The sequence below is a fragment of the Candidatus Nitrosoglobus terrae genome, from assembly GCF_002356115.1.
Classification (GTDB): domain Bacteria; phylum Pseudomonadota; class Gammaproteobacteria; order Nitrosococcales; family Nitrosococcaceae; genus Nitrosoglobus; species Nitrosoglobus terrae.
Genome location: NZ_AP014836.1, coordinates 175,019 through 189,431, shown reverse-complemented (window position 1 = coordinate 189,431; position 14,413 = coordinate 175,019). Strand labels below are relative to the sequence as shown.

Genomic DNA, 14,413 nt, shown 5'->3' with positions numbered 1-14,413 from the left:
TTAGAGGCCAATCATGCCTTGCTGCCCTGTGCAAGCATAGCCAAGGCATTTCGCTGGATTATAAGCAAGCTGCAATTGGTATCACAAGGCTACTGAACAAGGATATTCCCCCAGCTAAGCCAAGCTCAGCGCTATTTGCATAATCAGTAAAGATATCCCGCAGTCAGAAAATGATGCGCGCAATTTACGGGATCTACTTGTCAAACCCATGACACCTCAGCTAATCCAACAAGCGTAAGCGTTAGCACAGGCATTATCACGTCCGAGGAATTTTAAGAACATCTATCAAGCATGGGCGAATGGCCAGAAAATCTATTAGGGTATTATTTAGCCGCAAGCCCCAAGATTTAAGATATGATTGAAATCTCAATTACTCTTTATTGAAGGATAGGATGATGGAATTATTGCTGATTGTGCTGGGTTTAGTGGTGCTGGTGTTTTATTTTTATAATCAAGTGGTTTCTTTACGCCAAGCCGTTATTTCCAGTGAGGCCGAAATTTCCATACAGCTGGATCGGCGTGGGAAGGTCTTTGATAGCTTGTTAGCCACCGTTAAAAAATACTTAGCCCATGAGTCAGAGGTCTTTACTAAAATCACGGCATTACGAACGCAAGCGCAACAGGCTCATCCAGTGGAATCGAAAGCCGCAGAAGAAGAACTTTCTCGGGTAGTTTCCAGCGGCGCTATTCAAATGGCGGTGGAAAATTATCCCGATCTAAAATCTGATCAGATCATGGCTAATTTACAAGAGGAGATTGTCTCTACGGAAAATAAACTCTCTTTTGCCAAGCGGGGCTATAACAATACCTTAGAAAAATTTCAAGCCTATATTGGTTCTATGCCTGCTTTATTTATTGTGAAATTTTTCCCGCAATTAAATTTGAATAAAGATTATTGGCGCTTAGATGAAGCAACTATCAAGGCAGAGGAACAGCGTCGGATTAGCTTTGATTAAATGGTCAAAATATAGCCTCTTGGGGAGTTCATCATGGATTTTAGAGAAATTATCCGTAGAAATAATTCTCGCACGCGGTGGGTCGTGCTCACTTATATCGCCATTATGTGCCTTGTGGGGTTATTGGTAGATATCCTGTTCAACGCCGATCCTCAGCTTGATTTCACTCAAAACCTATTATTATTTATCCAATTTCAGCGCACCCCTTACGCTACATTGGGGATTTTAGCTTTAACCGTGCTTGGGTTAGGAGTCATTCATCATTTTGGCCCTAAAATGATGCTCACTGGCATGGAAGCCCGAGAAATCACCCCAGAGGGAGAAAATTCCAATATTGAGCGCCAATTACTGAATATTATTGAAGAACTTAGCCTTGGCGCTACCTTAGGCTATATTCCCAAGCTGTATATTTTAAATACCCCAGAGCCTAACGCCTTTGCTGCCGGATGGTCAGCAGAAAACGCTCTGGTAGGGGTTACTCAAGGATTATTAGATCGACTTAATCGGCAAGAAATACAAGCCGTACTTGCCCATGAAGTGGGGCATATTGTTCATGGGGATTCAAAACTGACTTTATACGTCGGTATTTTAGCCAACGTCATTTTGACCATCACCAATATTTTTAGCCAATTATTTTATCTTTCCAGCGCACAAGATAATCGGCGTAATGAAGCGGCCAATAAAGCGCGGTTATTGCTCATCATACTAAATATGGTGCTGCCCCTAATCACCCAAGTGCTCTATTTTTATTTATCCCGTACCCGAGAATATATGGCGGATGCTGCATCAGTTGAGTTAACACAAGATAATCAGGCCATGATTAGCGCCTTGCGTAAAATCTCCAGCGAACACGAAACCTATCAATACGATCACACCGATACCGGGCAAGCCTATCGCAGCGCAGCTTATATTTATCATAAAGGGGATTCTTTTTTTGCCACCCATCCCAGTATTGAAAATCGTATTGCTGCTTTAGAAGGGCGACTGACTCCATAGAGCCGCCGCCCTATTGAGCAATTATGCGGGTTTATTTAACCCAGTCAGCTCATGAAGATGGTTTACGGTTTCTAAATCAAGCTTTAACACCTCAGCTAACTGCTGTAGATAGATTCGCTCAGCCTCTGTATCAATATCAATCGCAAACAAAGAAGCTGCATAAACTTGCGCTGCTACAGCTTGATTGGGTACCGCAGCAACTAAAGCCTGTAAATCCGTTGGACGGCTAAGCTCTTCCATCAAAAATTGACGCTCCTTATCCGTAAGATGATCGGCATTTATTCGGCCAAAGATCTTATCTAGTTCTTTCTGATCAATCTGCCCATCTGCTTTAGCAGCCCCTATCATGGCGCGAATAATCAACTGCTCAGTTTCTGGGGCAGTTAAGGCCTCAACGTGATCTTGAGGTAAAGAAGGTGGCTGTGTAGATTGCATGCTTTCTCTTTTTTGCAATGCACTAGCGGCTAATGCTCCCAGAATTGCCATGGCGCTGCCCCCAATCGCCCCTTTTGCAGCTTCACCACCTCCACCCAGTAACGCACCAGCAAGAGCACCAAGACTGCCAAGCTGCCCGCCTGTCATCTCTCCTGCTTGTTTTTTACTGAGAAAGTCTTGAGCAACGTCCATTAGGTTACCAAGCACATTAGAGCTAGTCACATGTTCTAATCTGGAGCTACTCTGATCGGTAACTCCCTGTAGCAGTTGTCCCACAAGATTTCCAAAATCCATCGTATATTCCTTCTATTATCAGTGTTTAAAAATAAAGAATCTAACCGCCAGCATCTTACGCTACCGTCTTTGATGCATTTGGCGCTAACTATATAAAGCAGTATATTAAATTATCAATTAAGGTACTCCAACCCACATCAGTCATCTATTTCGCGCTAAATTTAAATGATCTTAGACCGCTATCTAAAGCTAACTTAGGCAGATAAATAGCCTATGATTAGCCTAACAACTAAACTATACAACTTGAAGGAAACCAAATATGGCATGGGTTAATCTTGTAATCGCAGGATTGTTCGAGATCAGCTGGGCAATCGGTTTAAAATACACCGAAGGGTTTACCAAACTATGGCCTAGTATTTTCACTATTTCAACCATGAGCATTAGTTTATATTTCCTATCTCAGGCACTCAAAACGATCCCTATCGGCACTGGGTACGCTATTTGGACGGGAATTGGTGTCTCGGGTACAGCTATTTTAGGAATCATTCTGTTCTCAGAATCCGCTGCCCTTTCGCGTTTATCTTGTATCGCTTTGATCATAACTGGTATCGTTGGGCTTAAACTTACCTCACCCTAATACCCTATGAAAATCCATTATCTTCAGCATGTGGCTTTTGAAAAGCTAGGGAGTATTGAATCATGGGCAAGATCCCATAGTCATCCCCTATTCGCGACTAAATTTTATCAGGGCGATCCATTACCTGAGCTAGCCACCATTGATTGGCTCGTTGTCATGGGTGGGCCTATGAATATTTACGAGGAAGATCGATATCCTTGGCTAGCACAAGAGAAAAAATTTATTGAACAAGCGATTAAAGCAAAAAAACCTGTCATAGGTATTTGTTTAGGCGCTCAGTTAATTGCCGATGTATTAGGCACAAAAGTATTCCCGAATCAGTATCGAGAAATTGGTTGGTTTCCCATTGAGTTTACAGCACAAGCTCAGGAATCTCCCCTATTTAATTTTCTACCTCAGACTCTCAATGTTTTTCATTGGCATGGAGATACCTTTGATCTGCCTGCTGGTGCTATCCCACTAGCTCAAAGCAAAGCCTGCGCCCATCAAGGATTCATATATCACGAGCATGTGATTGCATTCCAGTTTCATTTGGAAGTGCTGTTAGAAAATGTACAGCAATTAATTCATCATGGTAGAAATGAACTTAAAGCGGGTAAATATATCCAAACTCCGGAAGAGATGCTTGTTGTTACAGAAGATAATTTCCTCACCATAAAAACAGCAATGACAGGTATTTTAGATCGATTATCTGCTTAGTATTTTTCTACATATGAGGATATTCTAATGGAGAAATTAACCACAATGCACTGCGAAGCCTGCCGGGTAGGTGCACCCTTAGTCACTGAGGCAGAAATCAAAGTGCTACACGCCCAAATTCCTCATTGGAACATCATCCAAGAAAATAATATCAATCGCTTACAGCGTGTATTTAAGTTTAATAATTTTGCTGAAGCGCTAACCTTTACTAATAAAGCCGGAGCATTGGCAGAGGAGAACGGGCACCACCCAGATATTCTCACCGCCTATGGACAGGTCACTATTACTTGGTGGTCCCATAAAATCAAAGGACTCCATAAAAATGATTTTATTATGGCAGCAAAAACCGATGAATTGCAGTAACTAGATGATGAAACCAATCTTCTGCGGGTAGCAGCCGTTTAAGTAATAATTGATGTAATTTAGAACTGTAGATAAAGGCTAGAAATTTATCTATAGGTGGGGCTAGGTATACTAAAATGCCGGTCAATAGATAAAGTAACAGGGTTCCGAATGGGGTGCGGAAACTCCCCAAGCTTAGGGCGCTACCAAAAGATTTTTTTACCCGTATCCCCCTTAGATCGACGCTATAAAGCTCATCCAAGACTAAGTGGGTAATAAACCCTGAGAATAAAAATAATCCACAAAGCCAAGCATTCAATAGGGAGATACCAAATATCTGTACCGCTAAGATAACAGCACCCAAGGAAAAAGAGAGTCCAGCCGGAATGGAGTGAATAAGACCCCGATGGACAGTTAACTTAGTGAGCAAAGAAGACACTCCATAACGAACTATGATAAAGCAGGTGCCCCACAAAATAACCAGCTCAATAAGTGAATAATGAGTCCCAAAATATAAAACTAAAAAAAACCCAATCCCTACACCCAAAACACTAAATACCCAACGAATAGCAATAGAACTTTTAGAGTCAATATCAGGCAGCATTCCACCAAGTATCCCTAGGATAAAATAAGCCATCAGCATAGAGGGCGGAAAAGCACGGGTTATCAGTAGAGTCGTAACTCCAATGCCGCTTACTGCCGCTGCACCCAGCATATGGATATTAAAATTCGCCATAATTAAAGGATTAGAAAAATAAAATACTATGAAGTTAAAATACTAAAACGCTCTTTATCACCCTATCACCCTCTCTATGTAATAGGAGGGGTTATTAAGATATATCGGCTCTGTTATGCAATAATATTATTATTATATAACCTATATATCATTGGCATCATGCGTAGCGGATATATCTCATCACAAAGAATCTGTTAGAGATCACCAAGCAAGAGGCCGATTACAAGCCTAGCACTGCCGAGGTACTGCTATCGAACTACAAAGTACGCCAATAAGAAACATTGGGTAAAGAAAAAGGAGATTCAAAAACACATGCAATACAATCACAGGCGCTATGAGCTGCATTGGGCTTCCATCTTAACTATGGAAGCCATCCCGATATAGACCAGGCTAGTATTGTAGCGTGATGAGGAAGATCTTATGAAACTAATCAAAACCCAAGTGCTCAATTTTCGGTCAGTGGAAGATAGCACCGAATTTGAAATCGGTGACCTTACATGCCTCGTTGGGAAAAATGAATCTGGCAAGACTGCCATTCTTGAAGCACTTCACGGGATAAAATCAACCCCCAGTTTCACTTATGATCGGACACGAGACTACCCACGTCGCTACCTTAATCATTATGATGAGCGCCACCCCGATGGACAGTCGAAAGTTACCATCACAGAGTGGTCTTTGGATACCGAAGATGTGCGGGCGATAGAAGATAAACTAGGTGACGGCGCACTTTCTGGCGATATCGTGATGATCACCAGTTATATTGGGCGTGATACCTTGGCATGGGTTGTACCTGTCGATGAAAAAAAATGCCTTCAAAATTTGATCGGTCGATGTTCACTAACCGCCGATGAGAAAACCGCAATAAAAGAGAGCACTACCATTCACGAGGCACGGGTTGCACTGCAGGGGTTATCCGAACCATCTAATGGACAGAAAGCCTTATTAGATACCCTGATTACACTGAACAGTAAGTCTGCGACCGAGGCCGCAGCTAACATTCTCTCGAAGCGACTACCCCGCTTCTTTTATACTTCTTTTTTTCAGCGTATGGCGGGTGAAATATCACTAGACAAGCTTTTGCGAGACAGGCAGCAAGGAAAAGTTGAACCTAGGGATCAGATCTTCCTAGACTTCTTGGAGTACGCTGGAACATCCATTGAGGAACTTCAAAATGCAACTAAGCTCGAAGAACTCAAGGCCAAGTGCGAGGCAGCCTCCAACAATATTACAGATGAAATCTTTGAATTCTGGAGTCAAAACGATGCACTGGAGGTGGAGATCGATATCGGCGATGGGTTAAAAGACGACCCTCCACCATTTAACACTGGCCGAGTAGCCAAGATTCGGATTAAGAACAAAAATCACCGAGTAAGCCTACCCCTTTCAGAACGAAGCGCTGGTTTTATTTGGTTCTTCTCGTTCATTGCCCAATTCAAGCAGTTGAAGAAACACTCCGGGGAGTCTATCATTCTTCTCGATGAGCCGGGGCTAACGCTCCATGGCAAAGCACAGTCTGACTTGCTGCGATATATTAATGATCGGATCTTGCCAGAACATCAAGTGATCTACTCAACCCATTCACCCTTTATGGTGCCTGTGCAGCATTTAACTGACGTACGCGTAGTTGAAGATCTTGTAGATCGATCTAATGCTAATCGTCCAGTGATCAAAGGAACCAAAGTGTCGGCCAATGTGCTTTCAGTAGATCGCGATACCATCTTCCCTTTGCAAGCCTGCCTCGGTTATGAAATTACTCAATCTCTCTTTATCGGCCCAAATTGCTTACTAGTAGAAGGTCCATCTGATATTATCTATCTGCAAATGATGTCCAATGCACTTCAATCTAGGCAGCGGGAATATCTAGATATGACTCGCTGGACTATCTGCCCCATGGGAGGACTAGATAAAGTCGCATCTTTTGCGTCGCTGTTTGCTGGAAACCGACTAAACATCGTAGTGTTCTGCGACTTCGGAAAGGGCGACAGATCCAAGATCGAACGCCTGCGACAAAGCCAGATTCTGGAGTCATCCCGCATCCTTATTGCGACCAATTTCTCTGGAAAAGACAAGTCGGACGTGGAAGATCTATTCGGGGCGAAACTATACTGCGATCTGGTCAACCAAGCACTTGGCTTAAAGGGTATACAGCAGATCACACCTGACAAGGCAGCCAAGGCCGACCCGAATACACAAAGGATCGTAAAGCAGGTTGAGCGTTGCCTTCCCCCAGATGCTCCCAGCTTTAACCATTTTATTCCTGCCAATTGGCTTCTACGTAATCCGGAGTGCCTACAACAGGACGATCTGGCAGTAGCCGAGGCTTTGGATCGATTCGAGAAACTCTTTAAGGCCATAAATAAATTCCTCTACGTTAGTGCAATGTAATCCAATAGAATCTACAAAGCGCGTAGTCTAAAGGGCAAAAGGCAAAAGACTGATAACCCACTAAAATAGGATCTACTTATAAAGATTGGCAAAAATAGCTAAATGAATTATGCTGAGATCCTAAATTTTTAATATCTATATAAGGAAAAACGCTATGAGCCATGATAGAGATTCCCTTCAAGAGTTTTTAGATTATTTAGAACAGCAGCGTGATGAGCTACGGGTACAAATACATCTAGGAAAGCTTGAAGCTCAAGAAGAATGGGAACAAATAGAAGAGAAATGGGAAAAATTGAAGCCCACATTAAACGCAATTCGAGATGAATCCATTGCCAGCTCTAAAAATATTTTTACCTCTTTAACCTTAGCTGCTGAAGAAATAGAAAGCGGATATAAGCGCGTTAAAAAACTCTTAGGAAAATAAGTAGCCAGTCTTTAGCCTGCTTTTATATCTTTTAAGAGCTGAATTTCCGTGGGGGTTGGCGTAACAGACCGCACATGAATGTCTAACTGAGGAGAAGGGATCTTAATCCCCTGCTCACCCAGCACTTGATTAATGGCAATATTTAGCTCATGTATTAAAGGATTGCGATTACCTAACTCTCTTACAAAAGCCCACACCACAAAATCCAATAAGCCCTCCCTAAAACCCATAAAATAAACACTAGGCTTTGGATCCTCTAACACTAAGGGATTTGCTTTGACTACTCCTAAAATGACTTGGTGAGCAAGTATAGTATCCGATCCATAAGCAATACCCACTTTAATCGTTATCCGAGTCGTTGAATCAGAGAGAGTCCAATTCACCAGTTTATCAGTAATAAACGTTTTATTGGGAACAATGAGTTCTTTACGATCAAAATCTGTCACCGTAGTTGCCCGAATTCTAATTCTGGAAACTGTTCCCGAAACATCTCCAATGGTGATCACATCCCCTACTCGAATCGGTCGCTCAAATAAAATAATTAATCCTGAAACAAAATTAGCAAATATTTCCTGCAGGCCAACACCTAATCCCACCGTAAGGGCAGCTACCAGCCATTGAATTTGAAACCAGCTGCCCCCAATAGCTTCAAATACCACGACGATCCCAATAATTCCAAGGGCATAACGGCATAGGGCAGTAATTGCATAACGACTGCCTGGCTCCAGCGGCAGCCGCCGTAGTATCATTATTTCTAAAACGCCAGGAAGATTTCTCGTTGCCCCAAAGGCTACTAAAGCTAAGGCTAGAGCCACAGCAAGATTGGCCAGCGTAAAAGGCTTTTGAACCTCTTGCCCTTCAATAACGACAGCGTGATACCAAAGAGTGACATCATTCAGAATCCCAAGGGCTGGAACCGTAGATGACCAAATTAGCCAAAGTCCAATGACCAGTGACAACCCTATAATAGTGTGTAGTAGCTGACGCGTCTGAGCATTAATTGTCTGAATATCTACTTGATCAATATCGAGCTTAGGCGGCATTCCTTCTCCAGATTGGCTTGCGGCCTCTCTAGTAGAAAGGGTTACTCGTTCAGCTTCACGTCTTTCCCGCATTTTAACTAAAGCCAGCTTACGTTGAGCGACGACTAACCAGCGTATCACCAAATCACGAACCAACACGATTGCAATAATCAACCGAAATGTAGCAACAATTTCATAATTAAGATGCAATGCTGTATAAAAATAACCCATTATCGCTAGCCCCATCAAAGCCGTAGGAAAGATAACTATTCCCGAATACCAAAGATAGCGAAAACGGGATAGCCAGCCTGAAGGCTGATCAGTTAAATACCACTCAACAATACCTCCTTTAGGTTTTAACACTCGTTGAAAAAAGATCGCAAATACTCCCATGCCGATGATAAAACTTATTCGTCCTAGACTTTCAGCATATACTTCTCTGGTTTGAGCATTTGCCATCGCTGTGATAAATAAAGCGGACAAACCAACTGGGATAGCCCAAGTAATATTTCGCCGCCAAACCTCTACCGCTTGGGATCCCCAGCGAAAATGAGCTTGGGCTACCCCATTATCTTTGTAACATAAGAGCTGAAGCCCGTGCATTGAAAATAAGGGCAGCGTAATAGCAGTTAATCCAGCCCCTACCGCTTTACTAAATTCAGAGGCTTCAGGGGAAATCTGTAACAGCCAACCAGTAAACCCAGATAATAATGGCCATGGTAATGCCGCCAGTAACGTTACGGTTAAAGCTCGAAGGGTAAAATTAAAACGATCCACATAAATCATCGCTACTCGCTCTGCAATCGATTCCAGAATCTTAGGTAAGCGATGGCGCATCAGGGTTAGCCCGATAAAAACGAGTATTACGGTAGTAATTAATAGAATCTCATCCATCACAGCTACTCTCAACACATGGGTAGTTTCTAGCCAATTACTTGGAGAGAATAACCAAGTGATGCTAATCAGCAAGCCATGCCAAGTCCTAACATCTAAAGGGGAGGTACTTGGAATCCAGAGTAAATGCTCATCTAGAAACTTTGTATATTGCTCAACCTTACTGATCAGCTGCTGTTGGGTAAAGTCCAAATCTCCTATCGATAAGAGATACTGGGTTTGGGTTGCGCTGAGTTTATCGAGCAAAGAGCGCTGGCTTTCTAACAGCTTACGTACCTCTATTTTTATCTCCCCCTGCTTAGATAGAGGTAGCTGTAAGCTAACTGGTCCAGCTAGTTCTTGGTTTACAGCATCATTAATCTTGCTAAGCTGTTGACGTTGATCGTCAATGCGCAGCTGACTGAGGCCGACTTCAGCCATTTCTTGACGATTCTTCCTAATTTCAATCCGATAATAGCTTAGCTCAGGTAAGCTACGGCGTTGTTTTTGTAAAATCTGCTGTAACGCTTCATTCAATCCTGCAATCTCTAATCTTTGCCGTGCACTTTTAGATTCTTGTTCTATCAGTTTTAGTTGGGTTTCAGCAATCTCACCCTTAGCAGGAATTTGACTTAACTTGGCAACCATGGAAGCAAGTTCTTCCCCCAGCCGTGCATTTTGCTCGGCCAATCTTTGGATAGCTGGATCTTTACCCGCTGATTCTTGTTCAGCTAGGGCGGTCACTCTCTGAACCTGCCCTACCTCGGTCTGCCGCCGCTGATTAATTAATTGTCGTAGAAATTTAACCTGTACTTGAGCTTGCGCAATCTGTTGGGCAGTAAGGTCGCGTTGCGCTTTCAATAACTGGAGCCGTGGATTGTAGCTTAATAACTCCTGTTCAAGCATCTCAATTTCACTAAGACAAGCTTCTAATTTGGCTTGAGATGCTAGTTGACTGGCTTCAGAAATAAAAGAAATTTCCCCTTCCCGAGGGGGTACTTTAAGCTCAATTTCTATCTGCTCTTGCCGCTGCTTTGCTTCTGCTAACTGATCCCGTGCCTGTCTAATCCGAGGTTGCTGCTCCTGTAGCTGTTTATCTAACCCCGCTAAGACCCCCTCTAAGGCGGTTAATTTTGCCTCTCTTTGCGTTAGGTATTGCTCTAGATCAAGAAGAGAAGTACTATCGCCCGATTGATTTAAAGGAGTAATAACCCTATCTGTACTTGTGGACGCAAGATCTTTGTTTATTTTCTCTATCTGAGCCGGTATCAGCTCAATAGCCTGCCTATAAGCACTAACATTATCTTTATAAGTCTTAACCGCCTGTAAACGTTCCTTTGCTAATCGGTATAGATCTAATAATTTTTTCTTCTGTACACTATCTAATCCTTGATCCTCTTCTATCTCCTTAATTTTACCTTGAACTTGCGCTAGTACCGCACCAGAATCTAGATGGGTAATCTCAATCGCCGGCGTTGCTAAAGAAACTCCAATAGCTTCTTGCCATAAAATAAGCATAAAAAATAATTTTAATAGCCATATGCTGATATTACTTAAACTTATCGTTTGCTTCATAACAACCGATGAGTTAATTATTGCTAATACTCAGCAAAACTAGCCCTGTATCCGTTGCTTAATTTTCCCAGCTGTTTGACGTATTTTTTGTAGCCACCGTCTCGCCCAAGCAAACTCAATAGCTAAAATACCCAATCCAATTGGGATGACAACAACAGCCGGGCCAGGTAATACAATCATTGCAATCCCAACTAAAAGTACCAAAGTGCCTGAAACCAATACCACAATTTTCCGTGCTTGCCGATAGCTAAGAACGGCTAAGATAGCTACATCATTAAAAAGAGGCTTCTTATTATGAGAATCTGTAGGTAATACAGCTATTGAGGCAAGGATACTAAACGTAAGAATAGTGCTGATAACAGCTAAAGAAGTAATATTTGGAATAGGATAAGATTGAATGAATATTATTTTGATTGCTAGATAAGCAAAAATAAAAACCAAACCCAGCTTAATATAACGCAACCGATCTATATAGTCTTTAAGGGTAAGGTAAAGTGCTCTAAAACCGAGTAGGGAGAACGCGTTACTGGTAAATACCAAAAAAGGATCTTGACTCACTACAAAAGCCGCTAGGGTAGAACTAAAAGCAAAGATTAAATGACTGCTCGCAATTAATCCCCACGCAAGTATAAAGGGAGTTATAGTCTGATTCCCCCATATAGGGCTAAAGAAATTTTCCCCTTTAAAATTATCTGTAATTGGATAAAATCTCATTGCCAATAAGATTAATGGATTATGCCCTATGATGACTTTATCTTGGTGGATGATAAGCGTTTTTATAGCTATCATGATGAGTACCCATCCAAATAGATAATTCATCCAATGGAAGCGGTATATCAATACAACACCTAGTGCAATCATACCCGCCCGTAATCCTAGTACACTTAGGGTACTCCATTGCAACATACGATCTTGCTCCACCAAGGGCACTTTTAAGTATAAAAAGATCGTAGTAACCGCAAAGATATTATCTACAGATAGGGATTTCTCTAAGAGAAATCCAGTAAAGAATTGAATAACAGCCTGTTGTCCATTAGCCGTATGGGATGGTAGATCAGCCCACCCAAACCAGTTATTTTCATACAAAAAATATATAAAAATATTAAAACAAAGGGCGGGTACTCCCCAAATAATTACCCAAGACAAGGATTCTTTAGCAGGTATTGTGCGCGTCCGTCTAAGGCTAGGAAGAAAAAAATCTAAAATGGATAACCCAATAATGATCCCAATAGATCCAATCCAAACTAAGGACTCCATTACTTAATTATCCCTAAATCTACACCTAAAGATTGCCGCTAACCTCCACTTGATTTTTGATTTTTATTAAAATTAACATTAATAGCCCAGTGCTTGCCTATAAAAACAATTAAGCTTTATTTATATTGATAAAGCGCATATAAAAATTTCTTTGCATTTTGTTAATTTTAAGAAAATCATTATGCACACTAATACTATAACCATTAATAACGCAGCAGCTCCAATGAAAAGACGATTAAGAGAGTGGCTAACTTGATATTCTCTTAATCGTCTCCTAAGCTGAGTTCTAGCTCGACGATGCTGAATCACCTTAGGAGATTCAATATTACGCCGATCTCTAATAATACGTCGCTCAAATGACAGACCTAGCTTCTTAGGTTTGCGACGATCGAACCCTGAGCGACGATCCCGCCAAAGATACTTAGATTCATAGTAAGCTAGGATGGAAGATTTTACAGCTTCTTTACTATACTTAGATAGCATAAAACTTAACTGTAAGCTTTCAGTACTTAGCATAAACAAAAACTCTTAGAATTATAATAATTTAAATCTATAGACTAGATCTATTACTAGACAACACTAGGTATTACCCGGTGATCGGAGCTAACGGCTAGCGTGTCACAACCGCATCTGTAAGATTACTTTAATTGCAATCTTTACACTCCCATTCTCGTATATTTAGCGGCAGTTTCTCACCTATTACACCACACTCAGAGCATACACCGGTGGTTTGGCTCTATTGTGAGGGCCTTTTATTTTTCGGAATGCCTGTATTTTTTCTATGCAAGATATATCATACCAATATTTCAGCGGCAAAGAAGCGCATAAGTTAAGCAAATTTTATGCCATTAAACTTTAGCTACCTCCATCTCATAGCTTTTTAAAGCCAAATCTAGATTATTTTTCTTGATTTAATTAAATTATAAGGCGGTACTTCATAGGAAGTAAGACCGGCTAAATACTTTAGCTTAACCACTGGCGCAGGCGCGCACGAAGGCGTAGTACGGCTTGGCCATGAATCTGGCTCACTCGCGACTCACTAACCCCCAATACTTTACCTATCTCTAAAAGATTTAAATCTTCGACATAGTAAAGCGACATGATCAGTCGCTCCCGTTCTGGTAGATTTTCAATAGTTTCCACTAATGCAGATTGAAAGTTTTCGTTCTGTAATATTCCGCTAGGATCTTTTAAAGAGGTAGTAGGCAGGTTAACATCTTCATTTTCTCTGAACTCATCAAGGCTAAGTACTTGATAGCTCCCAGCATCCTGCAAGAGTCGATGATATTTATCAAGAGATAATCCTAGCTCTTTTGCCACTTCATGATCCCTCGCCTCCCGTCCCTCCCGATTCTCAACCTTTCGTATTGCCTCAGTAACTTGTCTTGCTTTACGGTGGACAGAGCGTGGAGCCCAATCATTGCGGCGGATTTCATCTAATATGGCACCACGGATACGGATTCCAGCATAGGTTTCAAAGCTTGCACCCTGGGAAACATCATAATTTCGAGCTGCTTCCAATAAACCAATCATCCCAGCTTGAATAAGATCATCTAAGCGCACGCTAGGCGGTAGCTTAATCGATACATGATAGGCAATACGCTTAACTAACGATGTATACTCAATAATGACATTATCGATATCTTTTTGGGTGCACGCAGCAGTATAATGGGCAATAACAGCATTCATACTAATCCTTCCTTATCACTTGCCCTAACATAGCTGTTCATTAATCCTTCTAGGAAATACACCTTTAACCAAGATTGTAAGTTATTTTTAATTTTCATCAGTTATCTCTCTACTAAAAATTACCTTAGTTCTATTTTTTTATATTTATATATC

General features: G+C 41.5%; 13 protein-coding genes. 7 read left to right on the top strand and 6 right to left on the bottom strand.

What is annotated here, in order from left to right; translation table 11 throughout:
* Window positions 1–392: 392 nt before the first annotated feature.
* Window positions 393–956, top strand: coding sequence for a LemA family protein (locus TAO_RS00945; RefSeq protein WP_197702488.1), 564 nt, complete (start codon window positions 393–395; stop codon window positions 954–956).
* 33 nt (window positions 957–989) lie between these two features.
* A complete protein-coding gene (gene htpX / locus TAO_RS00940; RefSeq protein ID WP_096526207.1) occupies window positions 990–1,952 on the top strand; it encodes a zinc metalloprotease HtpX in 963 nt (320 codons plus the stop codon).
* 21 nt (window positions 1,953–1,973) lie between these two features.
* Here htpX and TAO_RS00935 read toward each other — a convergent pair whose 3' ends face one another.
* The gene (locus TAO_RS00935) at window positions 1,974–2,681 is read right to left on the bottom strand and encodes a tellurite resistance TerB family protein (protein ID WP_096526206.1); all 708 of its coding nucleotides are present in this window, start codon (window positions 2,679–2,681) and stop codon (window positions 1,974–1,976) included.
* A gap of 259 nt (window positions 2,682–2,940) precedes the next feature.
* Between TAO_RS00935 and sugE the strand changes: the two genes are divergently transcribed.
* From sugE to TAO_RS00920, 3 genes are read left to right on the top strand one after another with little or no spacing between them, the layout of a single operon-like run.
* Window positions 2,941–3,258 (top strand): quaternary ammonium compound efflux SMR transporter SugE, encoded by a 318-nt coding sequence (gene sugE / locus TAO_RS00930; RefSeq protein ID WP_096526205.1) that lies wholly within the window; start codon window positions 2,941–2,943, stop codon window positions 3,256–3,258.
* Between the two features lie 6 nt (window positions 3,259–3,264).
* The gene (locus TAO_RS00925; RefSeq protein ID WP_096526204.1) at window positions 3,265–3,957 is read left to right on the top strand and encodes a type 1 glutamine amidotransferase; all 693 of its coding nucleotides are present in this window, start codon (window positions 3,265–3,267) and stop codon (window positions 3,955–3,957) included.
* Between the two features lie 27 nt (window positions 3,958–3,984).
* Complete coding sequence (locus TAO_RS00920) at window positions 3,985–4,320, top strand: 4a-hydroxytetrahydrobiopterin dehydratase (protein ID WP_096526203.1); 336 nt, start codon at window positions 3,985–3,987, stop codon at window positions 4,318–4,320.
* Here the strand turns inward: TAO_RS00920 and TAO_RS00915 are convergent.
* Window positions 4,289–5,035, bottom strand: a complete 747-nt coding sequence (locus TAO_RS00915) for a metal-dependent hydrolase (protein ID WP_096526202.1) — start codon at window positions 5,033–5,035, stop codon at window positions 4,289–4,291. The genes TAO_RS00920 and TAO_RS00915 overlap by 32 nt on opposite strands.
* A 420-nt stretch (window positions 5,036–5,455) precedes the next feature.
* Between TAO_RS00915 and TAO_RS00910 the strand changes: the two genes are divergently transcribed.
* On the top strand, window positions 5,456–7,420 hold the full coding sequence (locus TAO_RS00910; protein WP_096526201.1) for an ATP-dependent nuclease: 1,965 nt from the start codon (window positions 5,456–5,458) through the stop codon (window positions 7,418–7,420).
* 154 nt (window positions 7,421–7,574) lie between these two features.
* A complete protein-coding gene (locus tag TAO_RS00905) occupies window positions 7,575–7,844 on the top strand; it encodes a hypothetical protein (RefSeq protein WP_096526200.1) in 270 nt (89 codons plus the stop codon).
* 11 nt (window positions 7,845–7,855) lie between these two features.
* Here TAO_RS00905 and TAO_RS00900 read toward each other — a convergent pair whose 3' ends face one another.
* The 4 genes from TAO_RS00900 to TAO_RS00885 all read right to left on the bottom strand — a co-directional run bounded on the left by TAO_RS00900 (window position 7,856) and on the right by TAO_RS00885 (window position 14,260).
* The gene (locus TAO_RS00900; protein ID WP_231910527.1) at window positions 7,856–11,257 is read right to left on the bottom strand and encodes a mechanosensitive ion channel domain-containing protein; all 3,402 of its coding nucleotides are present in this window, start codon (window positions 11,255–11,257) and stop codon (window positions 7,856–7,858) included.
* 96 nt (window positions 11,258–11,353) lie between these two features.
* Complete coding sequence (locus tag TAO_RS00895) at window positions 11,354–12,571, bottom strand: TerC/Alx family metal homeostasis membrane protein (protein ID WP_096526198.1); 1,218 nt, start codon at window positions 12,569–12,571, stop codon at window positions 11,354–11,356.
* Window positions 12,572–12,691: 120 nt separating this feature from the next.
* Window positions 12,692–13,087 carry a hypothetical protein gene (locus TAO_RS00890; protein WP_096526197.1) on the bottom strand — a complete coding sequence of 132 codons (396 nt, stop codon included), beginning with the start codon at window positions 13,085–13,087 and terminating at the stop codon, window positions 12,692–12,694.
* A gap of 447 nt (window positions 13,088–13,534) precedes the next feature.
* On the bottom strand, window positions 13,535–14,260 hold the full coding sequence (locus TAO_RS00885) for an RNA polymerase sigma factor FliA (protein ID WP_096526196.1): 726 nt from the start codon (window positions 14,258–14,260) through the stop codon (window positions 13,535–13,537).
* Window positions 14,261–14,413 lie beyond the last annotated feature (153 nt).